Annotated in this window: 18 protein-coding genes and 1 tRNA gene; 15 read left to right on the forward strand and 4 right to left on the reverse strand. The window is 69.5% G+C overall.

Annotated elements, in window-relative coordinates; genetic code table 11:
- The first annotated feature begins 33 nt into the window (after positions 1-33).
- A complete protein-coding gene (locus DEO23_RS14470; protein WP_109276731.1) occupies positions 34-1218 on the forward strand; it encodes a zinc-dependent alcohol dehydrogenase in 1185 nt (394 codons plus the stop codon).
- A gap of 77 nt (positions 1219-1295) precedes the next feature.
- Here the strand turns inward: DEO23_RS14470 and DEO23_RS14475 are convergent, their stop codons facing one another.
- Positions 1296-2396 (reverse strand): NADH:flavin oxidoreductase/NADH oxidase, encoded by a 1101-nt coding sequence (locus DEO23_RS14475; protein ID WP_109276732.1) that lies wholly within the window; start codon positions 2394-2396, stop codon positions 1296-1298.
- A gap of 506 nt (positions 2397-2902) precedes the next feature.
- On the opposite strand from DEO23_RS14475, the gene DEO23_RS14480 reads away from it, so the two are divergent.
- Both DEO23_RS14480 and DEO23_RS14485 read left to right on the forward strand, forming a co-directional pair.
- Positions 2903-3937 (forward strand): TerC family protein, encoded by a 1035-nt coding sequence (locus DEO23_RS14480; protein ID WP_109276733.1) that lies wholly within the window; start codon positions 2903-2905, stop codon positions 3935-3937.
- A gap of 280 nt (positions 3938-4217) precedes the next feature.
- On the forward strand, positions 4218-5747 hold the full coding sequence (locus DEO23_RS14485) for an MFS transporter (protein WP_240613430.1): 1530 nt from the start codon (positions 4218-4220) through the stop codon (positions 5745-5747).
- 741 nt (positions 5748-6488) lie between these two features.
- On the opposite strand, the gene DEO23_RS14490 is transcribed toward DEO23_RS14485, so the two are convergent.
- A complete protein-coding gene (locus DEO23_RS14490) occupies positions 6489-7460 on the reverse strand; it encodes an acetylxylan esterase (protein ID WP_109276734.1) in 972 nt (323 codons plus the stop codon).
- Positions 7461-7760: 300 nt separating this feature from the next.
- Between DEO23_RS14490 and DEO23_RS14495 the strand changes: the two genes are divergently transcribed.
- From DEO23_RS14495 to DEO23_RS14515, 5 genes are read left to right on the forward strand one after another with little or no spacing between them, the layout of a single operon-like run.
- On the forward strand, positions 7761-8960 hold the full coding sequence (locus tag DEO23_RS14495) for an ABC transporter substrate-binding protein (protein ID WP_240613431.1): 1200 nt from the start codon (positions 7761-7763) through the stop codon (positions 8958-8960).
- A gap of 1 nt (position 8961) precedes the next feature.
- Complete coding sequence (locus tag DEO23_RS14500) at positions 8962-9921, forward strand: carbohydrate ABC transporter permease (protein WP_109276736.1); 960 nt, start codon at positions 8962-8964, stop codon at positions 9919-9921.
- A complete protein-coding gene (locus DEO23_RS14505; protein ID WP_109276737.1) occupies positions 9914-10792 on the forward strand; it encodes a carbohydrate ABC transporter permease in 879 nt (292 codons plus the stop codon). The genes DEO23_RS14500 and DEO23_RS14505 overlap by 8 nt, the downstream gene beginning before the upstream one ends.
- A 44-nt stretch (positions 10793-10836) precedes the next feature.
- Positions 10837-11742 carry a MurR/RpiR family transcriptional regulator gene (locus tag DEO23_RS14510; protein ID WP_109276738.1) on the forward strand — a complete coding sequence of 302 codons (906 nt, stop codon included), beginning with the start codon at positions 10837-10839 and terminating at the stop codon, positions 11740-11742.
- 57 nt (positions 11743-11799) lie between these two features.
- On the forward strand, positions 11800-14034 hold the full coding sequence (locus DEO23_RS14515; RefSeq protein WP_109276739.1) for an FAD-dependent oxidoreductase: 2235 nt from the start codon (positions 11800-11802) through the stop codon (positions 14032-14034).
- Between the two features lie 297 nt (positions 14035-14331).
- Here DEO23_RS14515 and DEO23_RS14520 read toward each other — a convergent pair whose 3' ends face one another.
- Together DEO23_RS14520 and DEO23_RS14525 are read right to left on the reverse strand one after the other, a co-directional pair.
- Positions 14332-14544, reverse strand: a complete 213-nt coding sequence (locus DEO23_RS14520) for a GNAT family N-acetyltransferase (protein ID WP_240613435.1) — start codon at positions 14542-14544, stop codon at positions 14332-14334.
- A gap of 158 nt (positions 14545-14702) precedes the next feature.
- Positions 14703-14776, reverse strand: a tRNA-Lys gene (locus DEO23_RS14525).
- A 134-nt stretch (positions 14777-14910) separates the two neighbouring features.
- On the opposite strand from DEO23_RS14525, the gene DEO23_RS14530 reads away from it, so the two are divergent.
- From DEO23_RS14530 to DEO23_RS14560, 7 genes are all read left to right on the forward strand, one after another.
- Entirely contained in the window at positions 14911-15807 is an 897-nt protein-coding gene (locus DEO23_RS14530) for an NAD-dependent epimerase/dehydratase family protein (RefSeq protein WP_109276741.1), read from the forward strand.
- A gap of 87 nt (positions 15808-15894) precedes the next feature.
- A complete protein-coding gene (gene mvk / locus DEO23_RS14535; protein ID WP_119724706.1) occupies positions 15895-17016 on the forward strand; it encodes a mevalonate kinase in 1122 nt (373 codons plus the stop codon).
- Positions 17013-17993, forward strand: a complete 981-nt coding sequence (gene mvaD, locus DEO23_RS14540) for a diphosphomevalonate decarboxylase (protein WP_109276743.1) — start codon at positions 17013-17015, stop codon at positions 17991-17993. The genes mvk and mvaD overlap by 4 nt, the downstream gene beginning before the upstream one ends.
- Complete coding sequence (locus DEO23_RS14545; RefSeq protein ID WP_109276744.1) at positions 17990-19075, forward strand: phosphomevalonate kinase; 1086 nt, start codon at positions 17990-17992, stop codon at positions 19073-19075. Before mvaD ends, DEO23_RS14545 begins: the two co-directional genes overlap by 4 nt.
- Positions 19072-20286, forward strand: coding sequence for a type 2 isopentenyl-diphosphate Delta-isomerase (gene fni / locus DEO23_RS14550; RefSeq protein ID WP_109276745.1), 1215 nt, complete (start codon positions 19072-19074; stop codon positions 20284-20286). Before DEO23_RS14545 ends, fni begins: the two co-directional genes overlap by 4 nt.
- Complete coding sequence (locus DEO23_RS14555) at positions 20283-21338, forward strand: hydroxymethylglutaryl-CoA reductase (protein WP_109276746.1); 1056 nt, start codon at positions 20283-20285, stop codon at positions 21336-21338. Before fni ends, DEO23_RS14555 begins: the two co-directional genes overlap by 4 nt.
- The gene (locus DEO23_RS14560; protein WP_109276747.1) at positions 21335-22540 is read left to right on the forward strand and encodes a hydroxymethylglutaryl-CoA synthase; all 1206 of its coding nucleotides are present in this window, start codon (positions 21335-21337) and stop codon (positions 22538-22540) included. The genes DEO23_RS14555 and DEO23_RS14560 overlap by 4 nt, the downstream gene beginning before the upstream one ends.
- Positions 22541-22597: the final 57 nt, after the last annotated feature.

Here is a 22597-nt window from a genome sequence, read left to right on the forward strand (position 1 = left end):
GCGTGGCAGCTCGTCGAAGAGGAGAGCACGAGAATGAGAGCACTGACCTGGCAGGCGCCCGGACGGGTCTCGGTCGAGACCGTCCCCGACCCCCGTATCGAGCAGCCCACCGATGCGATCGTCCGGATCACGTCCACGGCGATCTGCGGCTCGGACCTGCATCTGTACGAAGCACTCGGCCCCTACATGGCACCCGGCGACGTCGTCGGGCACGAGCCCATGGGCATCGTCGTGGAGACCGGCAGCGAGGTCACGCACGTCTCCGAGGGCGACAGGGTCGTGGTGCCCTTCAACATCTCCTGCGGCACCTGCGCGATGTGCTCCCAGGGCCTGCAGTCCCAGTGCGAGACCACGCAGGTCAGGGAGCACGGATCCGGGGCCGCGCTGCTCGGGTTCTCCGCGCTCTACGGCAGTCTTCCCGGAGGACAGGCGGAGTTCCTGCGCGTCCCCCACGCGGATCACGGCCTGATCCCGGTGGGGTCGGACCTGGCCGACGAGCGCTACCTCTTCCTCTCCGACATCCTGCCGACCGCCTGGCAGGGCGTGCGCTACGCCGACATCCCCCGCGGTGGCAGCGTCGCCGTGCTGGGACTCGGACCGGTCGGTCAGTTCGCGGCCCGCATCGCGGCGCGGGAGGGCGCCAGGGTCTTCGGCGTCGATCCCGTACCGGAGCGCCGTGCACTGGCCGAGCGCTGGGGGATCGAGGCCTTCCCCCAGGGCGAGGAGGCGCACCAGCAGATCCTCGACGCCACCGAGGGACGGGGCCCGGACGCCGTGATCGACGCCGTGGGCATGGAGGCGCACGGGAGTCCCGTGGCCGCGGTGGCGCAGAAGGTCGTGGGCCGCCTGCCCGACAAGCTGGGCAGGCCCCTGATGGAGCGCGCCGGCATCGACCGGCTCTCCGCGCTGCACGAGGCGATCGCTCTGGTGCGACGGGGCGGGACGATCTCGCTCAGCGGTGTGTACGGAGGGACAGCGAGCCCCATGCCTCTGCTGACGATGTTCGACAAGCAGATCCAGCTCCGCATGGGACAGTGCAACGTCCGGTCCTGGACCGAGGATCTGCTGCCGCTAGTGGAGGACACGTCGGACCCGCTCGGCACGGGCGATCTGGTGACCCATCACCTGCCGCTCGAGGAGGGTCCGGCGGCGTACGAGATGTTCCGGAGCAAGAACGACAACTGCATCAAGGTCGTGCTGGAACCGGGGCGTGCCTGACCCGGGCCATCCACGGCCGGGCCCCGTCCCGGCGTGGCAGGGAGCCGGGACGGGGCCCTGGGGTCGGGCGCGGCGATTCAGCCGGCGAGCACGCGCTGGCGGTAGGCCCGCCGGTAGGGGGCGGGGATCGGAGCATCCTGCACGTTCAGGGCGAGCGCGGCGCGGATCGCGAAGCTCGGATCGCGCAGGAACTCTCGCCCGACCAGCACCACGTCCGCGAGGCCCGTGGCGGTGATCTGCTCGGCCTGGCGCGGTTCGTCGATCATGCCCACGGCCGAGACCGGGATGCCGGCGCCCTGCTTCACGGCGGTCGCGAGCGGGGTCTGGTAGCCGGGGCCGACGGGGATCAGCGCATCGGGGCTGTTGCCACCCGAGGAGATGTCGACCATGTCCACACCGTGCTCCCGAAGCCAGCCCGCGAGCTGCACCGTGTCCTCGATCTGCACTCCGCCCTCGGCCCAGTCCGTCGCGGACAGGCGCACCAGCAGCGGCATCCCCTCGGGGAGCTCGGCCCGGACCGCGTCCACGATCCGCAGCAGCAGGCGGGCGCGGTTCTCCGCGGAGCCGCCGTACTGGTCCGTGCGCGAGTTGCTCAGCGGGGAGAGGAACTCGTGGATCAGGTAGCCGTGGGCGCCGTGGATCTCGATCATGTCCATGCCGGCCTCGACGGCGCGGCGCGCGGAGGCGACGAACGCCTCGACGACGCCGTCGATGGCGGCCTCGTCCAGGGCGAGCGGCTCGGCCAGATCACCGAAGGCCGTGGCCGACGGGCCGACGGTCTGCCAGCCGTCGTCCTCGACCGCGATCGAGGTGCCCGGCGCCCCGTTGCCCCATTCGCTGTAGGTCGAGGCCTTGCGGCCGGCGTGGGCGAGCTGGATGCCGATCGCCGCACCCAGGGAGTGCACGAGGTCGACGATCCCGCCCAGGGCGTCGCGCTGGGCGTCGTTCCAGAGCCCGAGGTCCTGGGGGGAGATCCTGCCCTCGGGAGTGACCCCGGTGGCCTCGACGATCACCGCTCCGGCGCCGCCGCGCGCGAACGACCCGTAGTGCATCAGGTGCCACGGGGTGGGCACCCCGTCACCCTTCTCGACCATGTACTGGCACATCGGGGGGACCCACACGCGGTTGCGGACGGTCAGGTCGCGCAGGGTGATGGGCTGGAACAGGGTGCGGCTCATACGGCTACTCCTCGAAAAGGGGGCACGCCGTGCCATGTCGGCGTCCGCGCAGATCGTGGGCATCCGGGGCGCTGAGGCGATGGCTCGCAGTGTTCCTCGGCGACATGGCAGCGACGCTGACTGATACCGCGAAGCTATACCCGCCTCCCGAGGCAGGCCAACAGGTCAGCCTATGGAGGGCAATAGTTCACAGGTGGGAATGCGGGGAGCCGGGGGCGGGCGCGACGCCGATGCTGAGACCGATGCTGCGTGAGGTCGTTGCTGCGTGAGGCCGTCGGTTCGTCGGACCTGTTCCGGCCGATGTGGCCGAGGCCATACGCCGGCCCAGGCCGTTCCCAGCTCCAGTTCACCTGGGATCCGTAGCGTCTGCGGTGCAGAGGGAGTACTTCGCCTCGGCGAGCTCGTCAGTACGGTCGTGCGATCACGACCCGGGCCGCCGGTTCTGGGGGACCAGGACGAAGGAGACTCTGGCATCCACCGCATGCCCGAGCCCCTCAGGAGTCCCCGTGGACATCTCACCCCTGGTCTGGACGATCACCCTCGTCGTGACCGTCGCCTTCTTCGTGTACGAGTTCTTCGCGCACGTGCGCACGCCGCACGAGCCCACGATCGGCGAGGCCGCTCGCTGGTCGGCCTTCTACATCGGTCTCGCCCTGCTCTTCGGCGTCGGCATCGGCGTGTTCTCCGGATGGGAGTACGGCGGCGAGTACTTCGCCGGGTACCTGACGGAGAAGGCGCTGTCGATCGACAACCTCTTCGTCTTCCTCATCATCATGACCGGCTTCGCCGTGCCCCGGATCCATCAGCAGAAGGTGCTGATGATCGGCATCGTGATCGCCCTCGTGCTGCGTGGCGCGTTCATCGCGGTCGGGGCGACGCTGATCGAGAACCTCTCGTGGATCTTCTACGTGTTCGGGGCCCTGCTGCTCGTGCTCGCCTGGCGTCAGGCCTTCGGGTCCGAGGAGTCCGATCCGACCGACGGTCGGATGATGCGCCTGGTGCGCCGGGTCCTGCCGGTGAGCGAGGAGTACGACGGCGGGCGCTTCCTCAGCCGCGTCGACGGCAAGCGCGTCGTCACGCCCCTGATGCTGACCGTGATCACCATCGGCCTGGTCGACGTCGTCTTCGCGGTCGACTCGATCCCCGCCATCTTCGGCCTCACCGAGCAGACGTACATCGTCTTCACCGCCAACGCCTTCGCCCTGATGGGTCTGCGTCAGCTCTACTTCCTCATCGGCGGACTGCTCGAGCGCCTGGTCTACCTCGCCCAGGGTCTCGCCGTGATCCTCGCCTTCATCGGCGTGAAGCTCGTGATGCACGCCCTCCACGTCAACGAGCTCCCGTTCGTCAACGGCGGCGAGCCGCTGCTGTGGGTGCCCGAGATCCCGATCTGGTTCTCGCTGTCCTTCATCGGTCTCGTCGTCGCCGTCGCCACGGCCGCCAGCCTGCTGCGCACGCGCGGGACCGGCAGCTCCGGCGAGGGCGGCGGGGGAGAGAACGGACGCAGCGAGTCCGCTGCCGTGGAGTCCTCCTCGCGGTGACGCGCACGTCGTGACGGTGATCAGCGCGTCGTAGAGGACGTGGACAGGCGCCGCCCCGGGCCACCGGCCCCGGGCGGCGCTCCTACGCGTGCCCGCCCGGCGGCGGAGGTGATCCAGTTCTCGACGGCAGCGGGCCTTCACGCTTGCCCGATCACATCTCCCGGTCCCGGACCTGCATGAGGGGACGCAGAGGCGTACGGTGCTGACGCCCTGTCCTGACCGGCGGACCGCTGCGCCCGCGGCCGCGGGCCGGGTCCCCCGACGAGACAGGAGGCTGTGTGTGAGCACGATCAGCTACACGCCCCAGAAATGGCGGCCCGAGCAGGTGACGATCACCGAGCCGTCGGTGATCCGCCGTGCTATCGGCGCCGCCGCCATCGGCAACATCACCGAGTGGTACGACTTCGGCGTCTACGGATACCTGCAGGTCACCATCGAGGGTGTCTTCCTCCCCAAGGACGCCGGGCCTGCCGGCGCGATCATCGTCGCCGCCCTGTTCGCCGTCGCCTTCCTGGTCCGCCCCCTGGGCGGCATGTTCTTCGGCCCGCTCGCCGACAAGATCGGCCGCAAGTCGGTGCTCGCCACGACCATGATCATGATGGCGCTCGGCACCTTCCTGATCGGCGTCCTGCCCGACTACGCCACCATCGGCCTGGCCGCGCCCTTCCTGCTGCTGGCCTGCCGCCTGGTGCAGGGCTTCTCCACCGGCGGCGAGTACGGCAACGCGATGGCGTTCATCGCCGAGTACGCCCCGGACCGCCGTCGCGGCTTCCTGGGCAGCCTGCTCGAGGTCGGCACCTTCGGCGGCTACGTGCTGGGCGCCTCGATCGCCACCATCATGACGGCGGTCCTCACCGAGGACCAGCTGCTCAGCTGGGGATGGCGCCTGCCCTTCTTCGTCGCCCTCCCGCTGGGACTGGTGGGCGTCTACCTCCGCTCCAAGCTCGAGGACACGCCCGCCTACCGCGAGCTCGAGAAGCAGCAGGACGCCGAGGCCAAGAAGAAGGCCGAGGAGAAGAAGGCCGCCAAGTCCTCCGGCCGCGCCGAAGCGCGGGACGCGGAGAAGACCGAGAAGAAGCGCGGCGGTGAGTTCTCGAAGATCCTGCAGCTGTGGCCGAACCTGCTGGCCTGCATGGGTCTCGTCCTCGCCTGGAACGTCACCAACTACATGCTGACGGCGTTCATGCCGCAGTTCTTCCCGATGATCCGCGAGTACCAGGGCAGCGGCGGCGTCTCCGAGCTCGCCTCCTCGATCCTGCAGATCATCGTGATGGTGATGTGCCTGGTCCTGATCCCCGTGATCGGTCGGCTGAGCGACCGGGTGGGACGCAAGGCCGTGGTGCGGGCGGGGTCGATCGCCCTCATCGTGCTGTCGTTCCCCTCTCTCGCCCTGATCCGCGGACACAGCGACGCCACCGTGCTGCTGGGCCTGCTGATCATGGGTCTGAGCCTGATCTGCTTCAGCGCCACGATGCCCTCCACGCTGCCGTCGCTGTTCCCGACGGCGGTGCGTGCGGGCGCGCTGTCGATCTCGTTCAACGTCGCGATCTCGCTGTTCGGCGGCACCACCTCCACGGTGATGACGTCGCTGGTGACCTGGAACCACTTCCTGATGTGGCCGGCGGTCTACCTGGTGATCGCGGGCGTGATCGGCCTGATCTGCGTGCACATCGTGCCCGAGAGCAACGGTCGTCCGCTGTGGGGCTCCAAGCCCGCGGCGACGGATCGTGAGGAGGCCACCGCGCACGCCAAGGAGCTCACGGAGGAGGCCGAGGCCTTCGCCCTGGCGCATCGCGCGCCGGCGCACTGACGCCGGGCGTCCCGGACGCTCCATCGACGAAGGCCCCCACCGTGGAAACACGGTGGGGGCCTTCGTCTCGGGTGTCGTCAGTTCGGAGGCCCCTGCCGTCGTGAGGCTCACGCCGTCGATGAAGGAACGAGCAGGTCCGTATCCTCGGGGCGATGAGGACGAGCGCGGAGCCGGAGATGCTGTGGAGGACGCCGACCCGTAGGTCGAGCCGACGCGACGGTTCGGGATCGGCGACGTCGAGGGCGTAGGGACTTGGGTCCTGCAGCTGCTCGCCGAGGAGTGCGACCTATCGGCGGTGGGCCTCGATCGGATCGTGATCAGCTTCCACAACCTTCTGCTCTGGGTGCGGACGGCGCCGGACGCAAAGGTCGTCGTCAAGGTCTGCCGCCAGCACCCGGCCTATGAATGGCTTGGGGTCCGGGGGAGCCTGACCCAGGCGAGGCAGTGTTCGCGTGCCTCGTAGTCGTGGCCTGCTGCGAGATGCTGGCCCTCGAGATCCGGGAGGGGCACATGTCGGACGGGGCACTGGAGGTCGACCGGATGCGCTGCTGCCTGGAGTCCCTCGCGCTGATTTGAGGGCGCAAACTGACCGCATGTACAGGACGGACGACGCGTCCTGATCGCCGGGGCCACAGGAGCAGGTGCGGTCCTAAGCTCCTGAATCTAGACCGGGAGGAGCCACCCGGGCCAAGAGGTGACCACATGAGTGACCGAAGAGTCTTGGGGGAAGGGGCGCCGCGGTCACCGAGAGGCGCAGTGCTCCTCCAGGAACTCGAGGTGGCGTCGCGTCTGCTGCCATTGGCCGTTGGTGTGGCCGTCGTAGGGATAGGTGCATAGGGTCTTGTCCTGCGCGGCGTAGGCAGCGAAGGCACTCTGAACGCTCCCTGGCGGGCAGATGGTGTCATGCAAGCCGACGGCGAACAGCGCCGGGGTCTGGGCGCGGGCCGCGAAGTGGACGCCGTCGAAGAACGCCAGCGTCCGCAGGGCGGCATCCTCCGCGCCGCGCTGGGTGCGCAGGTACTGCTGGATCTCGACCAGCGGCCCGCCCGTCGCGGCGTCGACCGCGCGGGGGATGTCGCAGAGCAGGGGGACGTCGACGATCGCGCCGGCGACACCCGTGCACAGTGCCGCAGTGGCGAGCGCGGTCGCGCCCCCCTGGCTGCCTCCGGCGACGAACAGACGTTCCGTGTCCACCTCGTCGCTGCTCTGCAGCGCGCCGATCGCGCAGACGGCATCGGTGAACAGGCGGCGGTAATAGTGATCGGCCGGATCCTGGATCCCCGCCGTCATGCGTCCGATCACCTGGGGTCCGGTGGCAGAGACGGGGTCGGTCGTGGCACCGACGGAATCGGGACCCGTCTGGCCACGGTTGTCCATCACGAACGCCGTATAACCAGCGCTCGGCAGCAGCGTCCACTGTTCCGGGATCCCTCGACCCGTGTTGTTGCCGAGGAACTGGACCACGGTCGCCCGCGGGGACGCGGTGCGAGGTCGCAGCAACCAGCCCTTGATGTCGTGGCCGCCGAAACCCGAGAAGGTGGCGTCGTGGACCTCGAGCTCCCGCAGCGTCGTGGCAAGGGGCGCGAAGCGGGGCGGTTCCTGGGGCGTGTGGGCGGCGAGGGTCTCCTGCCAGAAGGCGTCGAACCCTGCGGGTGCCCTGTCATCGGAGCCTGCGAGACCTGCGGGGGTCCGCGGAACTGGCGGATTCGGCATCGGGGAAGACCTCCGGGTGGGGTGAGCGGAGCGCTGCCCCGCGTCGCACCACCATAGAGAGACACAAGATGTGCAGCAAGGGTTGACCGTGGCGGCGCCTGATGCAAAAGTTGTGCATCTCGTCGGGTTCTTCTATACGCGGGGTCCCCGACACGCAGCGCAGCGTTGGAAGGTTGTGGCATGACACCTCCGTACCCACCTCAGGGTCCGCCGTTCGGTCGGCGCCGGTTGGCGGGAGTGCTCGGCGCGGCCGCCGGGGTCGCCGGCCTCGCAGGATGCTCCTCGGACGAGGCGAAGGACATGGGTACGTTGCAGGTGTGGGGAGGGATCCCCGCCGAGAGCGGACCGCAGAAGATCATCGACCGCTTCCAGAAGCTGCATCCCGACGTCACGGTGAAGTACACGCGGTACGTCAACGACGACCGCGGCAACCTGAAGCTGAACACCGCACTCCAGGGCGGGGTCGACATCGATGTCTTCTTCACCTACGGCGTCCCGAACCTCGCCATGCGCGCCAGTTCCGGGTTGGCCGCGGACGTCGCTGATCAGGTGCGCAGCACCCCCGAGCTGAAGACCTTCCTGGACAAGGACGAGCCCAAGGCGCTCTTCGACGGCGACCAGATCACGGCGCTCGCCACGACCCGTATCCCGCAGATGGTGCTGCTGAACGAGCGACTTCGGAAGCGTGCAGGGGTCGACCTTCCCCGCCGATGGACGCTCGATGAGTATCTCGAGGCCCTCCGCGCGTTCGCCGATGCCGGCAAGTACGGCTCCTACACCCTGCCGGACATCGCCCGGATCGAACTCGGACCGAACTATCGCTTCACGCCGAAGGGCGACTCGAACTTCTCCGATCCCTCCTTCCTGCGGCAGTTCGACCTCTCCGCGCAGCTGATCCGGGAGGGCGTGCTGTATCCCTGGTCGCAGGCCGTGGCGCGCCAGCTGGAGGCCTACCAGCAGAACGTCTTCATCGCCGAGGAGTTCGGGCTGTGGATCACCGCTCCCTACAGCCTCCGTTTCCTGACGGACCAGGAGCAGTACCCGCACGACTTCACCGTCGCGGCGGCCCCCGTTCCCACCAGCGCGGGCGGGGACTGGAACACGGGGGAGTACGGGGCCTTCATCCAGATCAACTCGCGAAGTCCCAAACAGGAACTGGCGTGGGAGTTCAGCAAGTTCTGGCTGCTGAAGGGCTCGCAGGACATGGTCCACGCCGGGTACATCTCCATCATCAGCGACGTGGACGAGGACGAGCTCCTCTCCGGGATCCTCGGGGAGGACGCGGAGAAATTCTTCGACGTCGACTCCTTCCGTCGGACCCTCTTCGAGGACGATCCGCGCCTTCACCTGGACACAGAGCTGACGGCGTACGCCGAGATCACACAGAAGTACGAACAGCAGCGGGACGTGTGCTGGCTCCTGGAGCAAACCCCGCAGAAGGCGATCAAGACGGTCGACAACAACGCCCAGGCGCTCATCGACCGGTTCCAGGAGGACTGACATGTCGACCACACAGACCTCCCCTGCCCCGGTCGGCACGCGGCCGGCCCCGAGCGCGAGGCGCCGCACGGGCCGTGCACCGTCGGACCCGAAGCCGTTCGTCGGCTGGCTGTTCATCGCCCCGAACCTGCTCGGCGTTGTGGCCTTCACCTTCATCCCGCTGATCTCGGTGATCCTGCTGTCGTTCACGCAGTGGAACCTGGTCTCCGGCTTCGGCGGGATCAAGTTCGTCGGTCTCGCCAACTTCATCGCGGTCTTCCAGGACCCGACCTTCTGGCGCAGCCTGCTGATCACGATCGTCTACGCCGGCGTCGCCGTCCCGCTGACGCTCGTGGTGGGGCTCGCCCTCGCGCTCGCGCTGAACCGCGACCTGCCGGCCCGAGGTCTGCTCCGTGCCGCGTTCTTCGTCCCCTACATCGTCAACATCGTCGCGATCGGCATGACCTGGCAGATGCTGCTGGATCCGTCGGCCGGACTGGTGAACCAGTTCCTGGGGTTGTTCGGCCTCGAGCACCTGCCGCAGTGGTTCGCCTCCTCCCACTGGGCGCTCCCCGCCCTGATCCTGGTGACGATTTGGGCGCAAGCCGGCTACGCGAACCTCATATTCCTCTCTGCGCTGCAGGACGCCCCGACGCAGCTGTACGAGGCGGCCCGCATCGACGGAGCGGGCCGGTGGGCCAGCTTTCGGGCGATCACCTGGCCCTCGCTGCTGCCCACCACCATCTTCCTGCTGGTGACCCTGTTCGTCGGGATCTCGCAGACCTTCGGCATGATCGCCCTGATCACCGGAGGCGGTCCCGGGGAATCAACGACCACCCTCTCCTTCTACATGTATCAGACGAGTTTTCAGTTCTACCGCTTCGGGTACGCCTCGGCAGTGGGGCTGGTGACCTTCATCGGGATCTTCGCCATCATGCTGCTCATGTGGCGGGCCCAGCGAGGGAAGGCCCTCCATGACTGAGACCACGTCCGTTACGAGCATCGCGGGACGCCATGCCCTGCGTCGACGTCGCGATCGCATCCGCCGCTGGTCCTGGGGTGTGCCCCTGTGGATCCTCGCCCTCGTGTTCCTGTTGCCATTCGCCTGGATGATCTCCACGTCGCTCAAGCCCGACGTGCAGGCGTTCGCGATCCCGATGCAGTGGGTCCCGCGCGATCCGCACTGGGGGAACTACACGGAGGTCTTGTTCGGTGAGAACTCGATCCTCATCCCCTTCGGGAACTCGGTCTGCGTCGCCGCGCTGCGCGTGCTGGGGGAGCTGACCACGGCCACGCTGGCCGGCTATGCCTTCGCCAAGCTCCGCTTCCCGGGCCGGGGAGCCGTCTTCGTCGGATACCTCGCCACGTCCCTGATCCCGGCCCAGCTTCTGCTGGTGCCCCGCTTCGTGTACTTCCAGAAGCTGAGCCTGTACGACACCCTGTGGGCCCTGATCCTGCCGGGCATGTTCACGGTGCTCGGGACGTTCCTGATGCGTCAGTACTTCGTCTCCCAGCCGGAGGAGTTCGCCGAGGCCGCCCGGCTCGACGGCGCCAGCGAGATACAGATCTTCTCCCGCATCTACCTGCCCAACGCGATGCCGATGATCAGTGCGCTGGCGATCCTGACCTTCGTCTGGTCCTGGAACGACTACGAGACACCCCTGGTGTTCCTCTCCACGCCGGAGAACTTCACTCTCCCGATGGGACTGACGAGCTTCACCGACGAGAACGGGGCGATGGCGGCAGGGTTGTCGATGGCGGCCTCGGTCATCTCGATCGTGCCGATCCTTCTGGTCTTCCTGATCTTCCAACGACGTTTCGTCGCGGCGATGACCGAGAGCGCCCTGAAATAGTGCCACCGTCAGGACAACAACTCGGCACTCACGAACGAGGACAGATGAACACCTCCGGCACCATCGCTCAGGCATCGCCGCTCCACCGCATTCGGGAGATCGTCCCCGAGCTGGGCGGCGGTCCACGGCGGATCGCCGAGGCGATCCTCGCCGATCCACTGCGTGCCGGGGAGTCCTCGATTACGAAGCTCGCCGCGACCGCGGAGACGGCGCCGGCGACGGTCTCACGCTTCGCTCGGAAGATCGGGTACCAGGGCTACCCCGCTCTGCGATCGGCGATCGCGCTCGACAACGGTCGCACCGCCCAGTCGGGGTGGGAGCGGGACATCGGCACCGCGATCACTCCCGGGGATGCATCCCGCGACGTGTTGGACATCCTCGCCGGCACCGCGGCACGGGCTCTCCGCGACGCGGCCGCCGTGATCGATCTTCCGCTGGTCGAACGCGCCGCCGAGGCGATCACCCGGGCGGAGCGAGTGCATCTGCACGGCGAATGGGCGGATTCCGTCTCCGTCCGAGAGCTGTACCTGCGGCTACTGAGGATCGGTGTCCCGGTCTGGGCGCACGACAGCGGTCCTCGCACCCTCGATCTGGTTGCCCGCACCCTCACCGAGCGGGACGTGGTCCTCGCACTGAACCGTTCCGGCAAGGATCCGGAGGCGCGGCAGCTGCTCCGGGCGGCCCGTCGCGTCGGGGCCACCACGATCGCGGTGCACGGATCGCCAGATTCCGCCCTCGCGAAGGAGGCGGCGCTCTCGCTCTACACCGGAGTTCGCAACGGATCAGTCTGGACGCAGCACTTCGCCGGGCGGGAGAGCGACACGCTGATGACCAGCCTGCTCTGGCTCCTCGTCGCCCAGCGACGATCCGCGGACCCCACGATGCGTTTCGTCGACGACGGCACCTTCGAGGGCCCACATGGAACCGAGGACCTTTCCGAGGCGCCCTGACCTCGCCCGGTCCTCTCCCAGTACAGGGCACCCTCCCCGTCCTTCGAAAGGAACTCCATGCTCACCGAATCTGTCACCACCGACATCGTCGTGGTGGGAGGAGGCCTCGCCGGCGTCAGCGCCGCGATCGGCGCCGCCCGACAAGGCAGCCGCGTCGTCCTCGTGCAGAACCGGCCCGTTCTCGGAGGGAACTCCTCGAGCGAGGTGCGCGTCTGGGTCTGTGGCGCCACGGCGCACGGCATCCATCTCTTCGCCCGCGAGACCGGAGTGATGGGGGAACTGTTTGTCGAGAACCAGTTCCGCAACCCTGACGGGAACCCGTACTACTGGGACATGCTCCTGCTGGAGAAGGTGAAGGCGGAATCAAACATCGAGCTGTTCCTCAACACCGAAGTGATCGAGGTCGAGGCCGACGGTCCTCGAGAGAGTCGCGAGATCCATTCCGTGACCGGATGGATGAGCGGGTCCGAACGGCGGATCACCCTGACGGCACCGACCTTCATCGACTGCAGCGGGGACGGTCTGGTGGGGGACCTCGCGGGAGCCGAGAGCATGCGCGGGAGCGAACCGCGCGAGAGCTACGGGGAATCGTGGGCGCCCGAGGAGCCCGGTGAGGACATGCTCGGCTCGACCATCCTGTTCTATACGAAGGACGTCGGGCACCCGCAGAAGTTCGTGGCCCCGCCATTCGCGATCGACATCGCCGCGACGTCGATCCCCCAGAACCGCGTGATCCGCCAGAGCATGAACGGATGCGACTACTGGTGGATCGAATGGGGCGGTGAGCTCGACGTCGTTCACGACAACGAACGGATCCGCGACGAGCTGCAGGCCGTCTGCTACGGCATCTGGGACTACATCAAGAACTCCGGGCTGTACGCGGCGGAGAACCTCAGTCTCGAATGGGTCGGCGCCGTGCCGGGGAAGCGCGAGTACCGTCGGTTCGTCGGCGACCACCTCCTGACTCAGCACGACGTCCTGGGACAGACCGAATTCGAGGACCGTATCGCCTTCGGCGGCTGGTCGATCGACCTGCACCCGGTCGGAGGGGTGTATGCGAGTGAGAAGGGGTCGCGCCACTGGCACCCCGAAGGGAACTACCACATCCCGCTGCGCTCGCTGTACTCGCGCAACGTCACGAACCTGTGGATGGCAGGTCGCGACATCAGCGCGAGCCACGTCGCCTTCGGGAGCACGCGAGTGATGGCCACCTGCGCCGTTCTCGGGGAGGCGGCGGGGATCGCAGCGAGCGTGGCGGACCAGCTTTCCCTCACCCCGCGGCAGCTCGCCTCCGACCATGTTCACACGCTGCACCGGGCCATGGTCCGGGCCGACGCCTCGCTGCTGGGGGTGGCCGACGATGATCCGGAGAACCTTGCCCTGATTGCTCGGGCGCAGGCCTCCTCTACCGCGACCCGTCTCGCCTCGGAACGGAGCAGCGGTCAGGAGGCCCTGGTGGATGATCTCGCTCTCGTGCTGCCGGTGGATCCGGCCCTCGGTGCGGTGGAGCTCCTGGTCGACGCGGAGGAGGACACCGAACTGGAGCTGGAGCTGCACAGCGTCAGCCGCCCGCAGAACTACCTCCCGTCCGAGCGCGAACGCCACGTCGTCGTCCCGGTGGTCCGTGGTCGGTCGTGGGCCCGAGCGGACCTGGACTGGACGCCCGAGCAGGCACAGAACGCCGTGCTCGTGCTCCGCCGCAACTCCCGAATCGCAGTGCATCGCGGCGTTGCCGCGCAACCAGGGACGGTCACCCTGCGCCATCGCGAGCTACCCGACGGAGAGAGGAACCCGGACCAGTGGCGGCATTGGAAGGAGACGCTGCATGGCCAAGGCATCTGCTTCCGCACACTGTCCGCCACGGAAGCCTTCGCCGCGCAGAAGGCGGTTGGTGGGTACGCGCGGCCCTACGGCGGGCCGAACCTGTGGATCTCCGACGTCGCTTCCGCGGATCCCCAGCCGTGGCTCGAGCTGCGCTGGACGGATACGCAGGAGGTCGCGTGCATCGAGATCGTCCTCGACGACGACCTCAATGAGGACCTCATCAACCTGCACCATCACCGCACCCCGTCGGACACGATGCCCACGCTCGTGCGCAACGCTCGGATCGAGGCGCTCGAGGACGAAGTGTGGCGCGAGATCGCGCGGCTCGAGGACAATCGGGAGCGACGCCGCCGTCTCGTGCTGGAGAACGCAGTCACCACCACCGCGATTCGCCTCGTCGTCGAGGACACGAACGGTGTGGAGGAAGCCAGAGTCGTGGCGTTGCGCGCCTATCGCGTCCGGCCGTAGCGGGTGACTGCACGAAGGGGTGCACTGCCATTCCCTACCTTCCCGCGGACGACGCTCGTCGGCTGGAGGGCATGGAATGCGCTCGCGCACAACGTCGAGATCCCGCTTCTGAGCCTCAGCAGGTTCCGGACCCCACCGGAGGAGACCACGGCGGCGGTGACCACCGCCCTCCGGAGCGGCTATCGCCACATCGACACCGCCGCCGCCTATGGGAACGAGCACCATGTGGGAGGCGATCCGGGCATCCGGCGTCGGCTGCAACGACGTCAATCTCGAGGCGAAGATCTGGACCAGTGACTACGGCCGTGAGCTGAGGTTGCACGCCCAGACCGGCCAGTAGTGCAGTTGGGTGCGGCCGAAGAACTGTCCACCCTTGCGCAAGAACACGGCACTCTGCCCGTAGCCGCGCTCGTCGCACGCCTGGGTGAAGCTCTCCACCTGGGCAGCGATGATCTCGGGAGTCGGCCGTTCGCCGCCCACGTACCGCGCGACGTCGGGGTCCGAGTGCACTGCAGCCAAGGCATCGGTGTGCTCCGTGGTGATCGGGGGGAGCAGGAGACGCGGCGCGGACAGTGCGGCCGCGGCGGTCGTGCCGCACATTCTCCGACACGTCGTCCCGTGTTGGAACGCGAAGAGGCCCCACCGAAGCGGTGGGGCCTCTTCTCGGGTGCGCCATCAGGGACTCGAACCCCGGACCCGCTGATTAAGAGTCAGCTGCTCTAACCAACTGAGCTAATGGCGCCGACAGGAGAAGACATTACCGTGCGGCGGCGCTCCTGCAAAACCGGTGGCCAGAGGCTGTGAGCGAGCGAACAGCACTGGCCATCGCCTAGACTCGTCCTCGCCACTGAAGGGATCTGCGGAAGGAGTGCGGCCGTGAAGATCGCCGTGACCGGAGCCACCGGCGTCCTGGGTCAGGAAGCCGTCGAGGCGCTCGTCTCTGCGGGCCACGAGGTCACCGGTGTCACCCGCCGTGAGCGCGGGATCCCGGTGGTCGAAGGGCGCGGTGCCCGCGCCGTCGTGGCGGACGTCTTCGATGCCGACTCCCTGACGCAGGCCTTCGAGGGGCACGACGTCGTGGTGAACACGCTCGCGCACGTCCCGATCGGGATGGCCGCGATGCGGCCGCTGGCATGGCGCGAGGACGACAAGCTGCACACGGACGCTTCCGTCGCGATCTCGTCGGCCGCCGCGGCCATGGGGGTGCAGCGCCTGATCCAGGAGTCGACGGTGTTCATGTACCCCGACAACGGCTCGGAGTGGATCGGCGAGGACGAGCCCCTGTCGGTGCGCAACCAGGCGTTCCGCCCCCGCGTGCGGGAGATGCGCTCCGCGGTGGACTTCGCCACCGGTGGCCGCAGCTCGGTGATCCTGCGCCTGGGCCAGCTGTTCGGGCGCGATCCGCAGACCACGCACACCCTCAAGGCCACCCGCTCCGGCGATCCGATCCTGCTGGGCAAGCCCGAGAACTACATCACCCTTCTGCACCATCGCGATGCGGGGCGCGCCTTCGTCGCCGCGCTCGGTGCCCGCAGCGGCTTCTACAACGTGGGCGGCGAGCCCATCACCCGCGGGCGCTGGGCCAAGGACCTCGGCACCGAGGCCGAGTCGAAGAAATCCGCCAAGTTCTATCCCGAGATCACCCAGGCCGTCGTCGGCACCCGCCTCGAGGTGCAGCGCCGCAGCCTGCGCGTGAGCTCCGTGCGCTTCATGTCGGAGACCGGCTGGCGGCCGCTGATCGGCCCCTCCACGCCGGGCTGGTCCCGGATGTGAGTCGGGTGGCGGGGTGTTCACAGAACCTTCGCACGGCCGGCTCAGGAACCGCGCTCGCCCCTGCCCGCCGCGTGCCAGAATCGAAGCATGTCCACGGCCGACGTCCGCGCAGGTGAGCAGGACCACCGCAGTGGTCCCGTCCTCCCGGCGCAGCCGTATCCTGACGCCCGGCCCGTGCGGCCCGGTGCGCCGGACCCCGGGGTGATGCAGTCCAGGCAGTCCGCCGAGGATCAGGGAGAGACGAGCATGCAGCAGGTGCGCTCCACGGCGCCCGGCGACCGCACGGGACACGGTCACGCACATGCGAAATCCATCCTGCTGGGGGAGCACGCCGTCGTCTACGGCACCCCCGCGATCGCCGTCCCCCTGCACGCCCTCGACCTCACGGTGACCGTCCACTCGCGCGCCGACGAACAGATCCGGATCCGCAGCGAGCTGTACGACGGGAGCGCCGAGGAGGCGCCCCAGCGTCTGCACCCCCTGGTCACCGCCGTGCACACCGCCCTGGCGCTGACCTCCGGCTCCCCGATGGGACTCGACCTCGAGGTCGTCTCCCGGATCCCCTACGAGCGTGGTCTCGGATCGAGCGCCGCGGTCGCCGCCGCCATCGCCCGGGCCATCGCCGACCTCACGGGGACCGACCTGGACGGCGAGGCCGTCCACGACGTGGTAATGGCCGCCGAGACCATCGCCCACGGCCGCTCGAGCGGGCTCGACGGCCGCGCCGTGGCCTCCGATGCGCCCATCCTCTTCCAGGGTGGCGTGACGACCGCCGTCCCCGTCGGCGGGCGATTCGTCTTCGTCCTCGCCGATTCCGGCCACGCCGGGTCGACGGCCGAGGCCGTCGGCGCCGTCCGCGAGCTGCGTGCGACGTTCCCGACCCGCGTGGACGGCCTGATCGGGCGCCTCGGTGCGATCGTGGAGGAGTCCCGGAGCCTGTTCGCCAGCGGCGACCGCGTTGCTCTCGGGGCCCTGATGGACGAGGCCCAGGCACTGCTCGTCGAGCTCGAGGTCTCCGACGCCACTCTCGATCGGCTCGTCGAGGCCGCCCGTGCGGCAGGCGCCCTGGGTGCCAAGCTCACCGGAGGCGGCCGCGGCGGCTGCATCCTGGCGCTCGCCCCCGACGTGGAGAGCGCCGCCGACCTTCAGCACTCCCTGCGGGCCGCCGGAGCGACCCGCACCTGGCAGACCACGGTGGAGACCGCATGAGCACAGCCACGGCCCGCGCGCACCCCAACATCGCGCTGGTGAAGTACTGGGGCAAGGCCGAGGAGGACCTGATCCTCCCCGTCGCCGGCAGCATGTCCATGACCCTGGACGCCTTCGCGACCACCACCACCGTCACGGTGCGCGAGAGCGAGGAGGCCACCGACGCCGAGGACTCCTTCGTCCTCAACGGCACGCCCGCGACGGGGACCGCGCTCGATCGCACCACGCGCTTCCTCGACCACGTGCGCGAGCTCGCCGGGTCGAGCGCGCGGGCCGACGTCGTCTCGGTCAACGAGGCACCCACGGCCGCGGGCCTGGCCTCCTCGGCCTCGGGCTTCGCCGCGCTTGCCCTGGCCGCCTCCCGCGCCTACGGCCTCGACCTCGACCAGCGGTCGCTCAGCCGCCTCGCCCGCCGTGGCTCGGGGTCGGCCTGCCGGTCCGTGGTGGACCGCTACGCCGTGTGGAATGCGGGCACGGACGACGCCACCTCCTACGCCGAGCCGATCGACGCCCCGGAGATGCGTCTGGTGATCGTGACCGTCGACGGTGCCCAGAAGCAGGTCTCCAGTCGCGAGGGCATGCGTCGCACGGCCGCGACCTCACCGTTCTACGACGCCTGGATCACCTCGACCGCGCGCACCCTCGAGGACATGGTGGCCGCGTGCAAGGCCGGGGACCTCACGGCGATCGGGGAGATCACCGAGTCCCACGCCCTGCGCATGCACGCCGTGATCGCCTCGGCCCTGCCGCCTGTGCGCTACCTCGCGCCGGCCTCCGTCGCCGCCTTCGACACCGCGGCAGCGCTGCGGGAGCAGGGCACCTTCGCCTACGCCACGGCCGATGCCGGACCGAACGTCTGCGTGCTGACCACGCCGGACGCGGCCGAGGACGTCGCCGCCGCCCTCACGCCCCACGGGCAGGTCCGCATCGTCGGCCCCGGCCCCGGCGCCCACCTGACCGAGGAGGCCGCCCGATGATCGAGACCCGAGCCCCCGGCAAGCTCTACATCGCCGGCGAGTACGCCGTGGTCGAGCCCGGCCATCCCGCGATCCTGGTCGCGGTGGACCGCTACCTCACGGTGCGTCTGACCGAGGCGATCGGCAGGGGACGCGTCCACTCCAGCCGCTACGGCCACGGACCGGTCACCTGGGTGCGCGACGCCGACGGCGACACCATCGTGGTGGACCACAGTCCCTTCGACTACGTGACCGCCGCGATCACGCTGCTGGAGCGTCTGCGCTCCGAGCGCGGACTGTCCCCGCGCTACTTCGACCTCCACATCGACTCCGAGCTCGACGACTCCAGCGGCCGGAAGTTCGGCCTCGGCTCCTCGGCGGCCGTCACCGTCGCGGTGATCGACGCCCTGAACCGCTTCTACGAGCTGGGACTCAGCCCGATGGAGCGGTTCCGGCTCGCGCTCCTGGCCACCATCCACGTCGCCCCCCGTGCTTCGGGTGGCGACCTCGCCGCCTCCACCTTCGGCGGCTGGATCGCCTACACCGCCCCCGACCGCGCCCGGCTGCTCGCCCTCAGCGACGCGCTGAGCGTCCAGGAGGTCCTCGAGGCCCCCGAGTGGGACGTGTGCACCGTGCGCCCGCTGCGGGACCTCGGCTCCCTGCGACTGCTGGTGGGTTGGACCGGATCGCCCGCCTCCACCGAACGGCTCGTGGACCGCGTGAGGATGAGCGAGGACGAGCTCGACGCCCACTACGCGCGCTTCCTGGCCGACTCCCGCAGCGCCGTCGAGGAGCTCGTGAGCGTGTGGGACGAGGACCCCGCGGCCATGCTCGGGATCGTCCGGCGCTGCCGTCGCCTGCTGCAGAAGCTCGGTCGCCTGCGCGGGACCACGATCGAGACCGATCAGCTGCGCTTCCTCTGCGATCTCGCCGAGGCCCAGGGCGCCGCCGGCAAGCCCTCGGGTGCGGGCGGCGGGGACTGCGGCATCATGCTGCTGCCGCCGCGCGTGGTCGACGACGAGGTGCTCACCAGCTGGCGGGAGAACGACATCCTGCGCCTGGAGCTGCGTCCGCACCTCTGTGACGAGGCGATGGCGCGATGAACGACAGCGTCGGGGACGATCGCGTCCCGCACGTCGACGAGGACGCCGCCGGGCGTCGCGAGCGCAAGGAGGACCACGTCCGCCTGGCGACCGCCCAGTGGACCGGTGGCGCGCGCACCACCGAGTTCGACGACCTCGAGTTCCTCCACCACGCCCTGGGCGGGGTGACCCTCGAGGAGGTCGACCTCTCCGTCCGGCTGTTCGACCGCGAGGTCGCCGCCCCCTTCTACATCAACGGGATGACCGGCGGCACGGAGTCCACCGGGCGCATCAACCAGCAGCTCGCGATCGCCGCCCGCGAGACCCGCACGGCGATGGGCTGCGGCTCCGTCTCGATCGCCCTCGAGGACGAGTCCGCGGCCGACGCCTTCCGCGTGATCCGCCGCGAGAACCCCGACGGTCTGGTGATGGCGAACATCGGCGTGGGGCGCAGCGCCGAGGACGCCCGCCGCGCCGTCGACCTGCTGCAGGCCGACGCACTCCAGATCCACGTCAACGCCGTCCAGGAGACCGTGATGCCCGAGGGCAGCCCGGACTTCTCGACCTGGCTGAGCGGCATCGAGCAGATCGTCCGCGCCCTCGACGTGCCCGTGCTGGTCAAGGAGGTCGGCTTCGGGCTGAGCGCGCGCACGCTCGCCCAGCTCGCCTCCATCGGGGTCTCCTGGGCCGACGTCTCCGGCCGCGGCGGCACCGACTTCCTCGCCATCGAGAACGACAGGCGCCCCGCCCGCGACTACTCCTACCTCACCGGCTTCGGTCAGTCCGCGCCCGCCGCGCTGCTGGACGCCGCCGCCCACCGCGAGCACGCCGAGCACCTGCGGCTGCTGGCCTCGGGCGGCGTGCGCGATCCGCTGGACGTGGTCAAGGCGCTCGCGCTCGGCGCGCAGGCCGTGGGCGTCGCCGGATCCTTCCTCAAGGCCGTGGTCGAGGGCGGGGCCGACGGACTGATCGAGCTGATCGGCTCCTGGCAGCAGCACACCCGGGAGCTCGCCGCCCTGCTCGGCGCCCGCACGGTCGCCGACCTGCGGTCGAGCGACCTGCTGGTGCGGGGGCGGCTCCGCGAGTTCTGCGAACTGCGCGGCATCGACCCGGGCACGTACTCCCGCAGGTCCCACGCGTCGCTCGACGATCGCCTGGGTCCGCACGACGTCCCCACGCCCATGTCCCATCCCATCGACATCCCTCCCACCGAGAACCAGGAGCCGCGATGAGCACCGAGCCCGAGCCGACCACGCAGATCCCCACCCGCTGGGTGGGGCCGCTGCGGATGAGCGGCAACGCGGTCGAGGGCGAGATCGAGGTGCCGCTGGCGACCTACGAGACCCCGCTGTGGCCGTCCGTCGGCCGCGGGGCGCGGATCTCGAGGATGGTCGAGGGCGGCATCCGCGCCACCGTGCTGGGGGAGCGGATGACCCGCTCGACCCTGTTCGTCGCCCCCGACGGCGCCACCGCCTTCGAGGCCTCCATGGTGATCCAGGAGCGCATCGGCGAGCTGCGCGAGGTCGTCTCCTCCACCTCCCGCTTCGCGCGTCTGGAGGAGGTCCACCCCGAGATCGTCGGGAACCTGCTGTACACGCGCTTCGCGCTGACCACCGGGGACGCCTCGGGCCACAACATGGTCACCCAGGCCTCCGAGAAGCTGATGGAGCGGATCCTGTCCTGGGACCTGGGCCTGGAGTACGGCTCGATCTCGGGCAACTTCTGCTCCGACAAGAAGGCCACCGCGGTCAACGGGGTCCTGGGCCGCGGGCGCAGCGTCGTCGCCGAGATCCTGATCCCCCACGAGATCGTCGAGAAGCAGCTGCGCTCGAGCGCCGAGCGGATCACCGACCTGGTGGTGCGCAAGGACTGGATCGGCTCCACGATCGCCGGGGCGCTGCGCTCGGCCAACGCCCACTACGCCAACATGCTCCTGGCCTTCTACCTCGCCACCGGTCAGGACGCCGCGAACATCGTCGAGGGCTCACAGGGCTTCACCCACGCCGAGGTGCGGAAGGAAGGCCTGTACTTCTCGTGCACCCTCCCGCACCTGATCGTGGGCACCGTGGGCAACGGCAAGCATCTCGCGCACGTCGACTACGCGATGGAGCGCCTGGGCTGCCGCGAGGAGCGCGAGCCGGGCGCGAATTCGCGGCGCCTGGCCGCGCTGATCGCCGCCAGCGTGCTCTGCGGCGAGCTGTCGCTGCTGGCGGCCCAGACCAATCCGGGTGAGCTGATGACGGCCCACCGACGCCTCGAGCGGAGGGGAGCATCACACTCATGACCAGCACCGACACCACGACAGACACCACCGGGGCCACCCGTGGCGGCGGCATCGGGATCGAGGACCTCGAACTCGCCGCCTCCCACCACGTGCTCGACCTCGCCCAGCTCGCCGAGGTCCGCGGCGTCGACCCAGCGAAGTACACGCGCGGCATCGGCCTGGACGAGATGGGCGTGGTCGCGGCCGACGAGGACGTCGTCACCCTCGGTGCCTCCGCCGCCGAGCGGCTGCTCGCACGCAGCGGCAGCGAGGGCGTGCGCACCCTGCTGTTCGCGACCGAGTCCGGCGTGGACCACTCGAAGTCCGCGGCCGTGATCGTCCACGGGCTGCTGGGACTCCCGAGCTCCGTGCGATCGGTCGAGCTGAAGCAGGCCTGCTACGCGGGCGCCGCCGCCGTTCAGGCCGCGATCGGCATCGTCGCCCGGCGTCCCGAGGAGAAGGTCCTCGTGATCACTGCGGACGTCGCCCGCTACGGGCTGGGCTCCTCCGGGGAGCCCACCCAGGGTGCGGGAGCCGTCGCGATGCTGATCGGCGCCGACCCGTCCCTCGTCGAGATCGAGCCCGTCTCCGGCCTCTACTCGGCCGACGTCGACGACTTCTGGCGCCCCAACGACTCCACGACCGCGATGGTCAACGCGCGCCTGTCGATCAGCGCCTACAAGAACGCCCTGCTGGGTGCGTGGGACGACCTGCAGGAGCAGGGCGGCCCGTCCGCGGAGGACATCGAGGCGTTCGTCTACCACCAGCCGTTCACGAAGATGGCGGTCAAGGCCCAGCAGTTCCTCGCCCAGCGCAGCGGCGCGGAGCTCGACCCCGAGGCGCTCGTCCAGGGGGCGGTCTACGACCGCCGGCTCGGCAACACCTACACGGCCTCCCTGTGGGCCGGTCTCGCCTCGTTGCTGGACCACCGACCCGGGCTCGACGGCGCGCGCATCGGCCTGTTCAGCTACGGCTCGGGCAGCGCGGGGGAGATGCTCACCGGCATCGTCCGCCCTGGGTACATGAGCAGCGCTCGAGCGGGATCGGCCGTGGCGGCGCTGGACGGGCGCGTGCCCGTGACCGTCGCCGAGTACGAGCAGCTCCACGAGAACCAGTTCGGCAGCTCCGAGGACGTCGAGACGCCGCGGGTGACCACGGCGCCCTTCCGCTTCGCCGGTGTGCAGGGCGGCGCGCGGGTCTACGAGCGCAACAGCGAGGACTGAGCGACGGGCCGGGCAGGTGCGATGCCGCGTGAGGCGGTGATCGTCGCACCCGCCCGG

Origin of the sequence: Brachybacterium endophyticum (genome assembly GCF_003130585.1) — a bacterium.
Taxonomy (GTDB): domain Bacteria; phylum Actinomycetota; class Actinomycetes; order Actinomycetales; family Dermabacteraceae; genus Brachybacterium; species Brachybacterium endophyticum.

Excerpts from the sequence above, each read along its gene's own strand:
- DEO23_RS14470 (WP_109276731.1), top strand. The coding sequence starts at position 34 with ATGAGAGCACTGACCTGGCAGGCGCCCGGACGGGTCTCGGTCGAGACC.
- DEO23_RS14475 (WP_109276732.1), bottom strand. The coding sequence starts at position 2,396 with ATGAGCCGCACCCTGTTCCAGCCCATCACCCTGCGCGACCTGACCGTC.
- DEO23_RS14490 (WP_109276734.1), bottom strand. The coding sequence starts at position 7,460 with ATGCCGAATCCGCCAGTTCCGCGGACCCCCGCAGGTCTCGCAGGCTCC.
- DEO23_RS14495 (WP_240613431.1), top strand. The coding sequence starts at position 7,761 with ATGGGTACGTTGCAGGTGTGGGGAGGGATCCCCGCCGAGAGCGGACCG.
- DEO23_RS14500 (WP_109276736.1), top strand. The coding sequence starts at position 8,962 with ATGTCGACCACACAGACCTCCCCTGCCCCGGTCGGCACGCGGCCGGCC.
- DEO23_RS14505 (WP_109276737.1), top strand. The coding sequence starts at position 9,914 with ATGACTGAGACCACGTCCGTTACGAGCATCGCGGGACGCCATGCCCTG.
- DEO23_RS14510 (WP_109276738.1), top strand. The coding sequence starts at position 10,837 with ATGAACACCTCCGGCACCATCGCTCAGGCATCGCCGCTCCACCGCATT.
- DEO23_RS14515 (WP_109276739.1), top strand. The coding sequence starts at position 11,800 with ATGCTCACCGAATCTGTCACCACCGACATCGTCGTGGTGGGAGGAGGC.
- mvk (WP_119724706.1), top strand. The coding sequence starts at position 15,895 with ATGTCCACGGCCGACGTCCGCGCAGGTGAGCAGGACCACCGCAGTGGT.
- mvaD (WP_109276743.1), top strand. The coding sequence starts at position 17,013 with ATGAGCACAGCCACGGCCCGCGCGCACCCCAACATCGCGCTGGTGAAG.
- DEO23_RS14545 (WP_109276744.1), top strand. The coding sequence starts at position 17,990 with ATGATCGAGACCCGAGCCCCCGGCAAGCTCTACATCGCCGGCGAGTAC.
- fni (WP_109276745.1), top strand. The coding sequence starts at position 19,072 with ATGAACGACAGCGTCGGGGACGATCGCGTCCCGCACGTCGACGAGGAC.
- DEO23_RS14555 (WP_109276746.1), top strand. The coding sequence starts at position 20,283 with ATGAGCACCGAGCCCGAGCCGACCACGCAGATCCCCACCCGCTGGGTG.
- DEO23_RS14560 (WP_109276747.1), top strand. The coding sequence starts at position 21,335 with ATGACCAGCACCGACACCACGACAGACACCACCGGGGCCACCCGTGGC.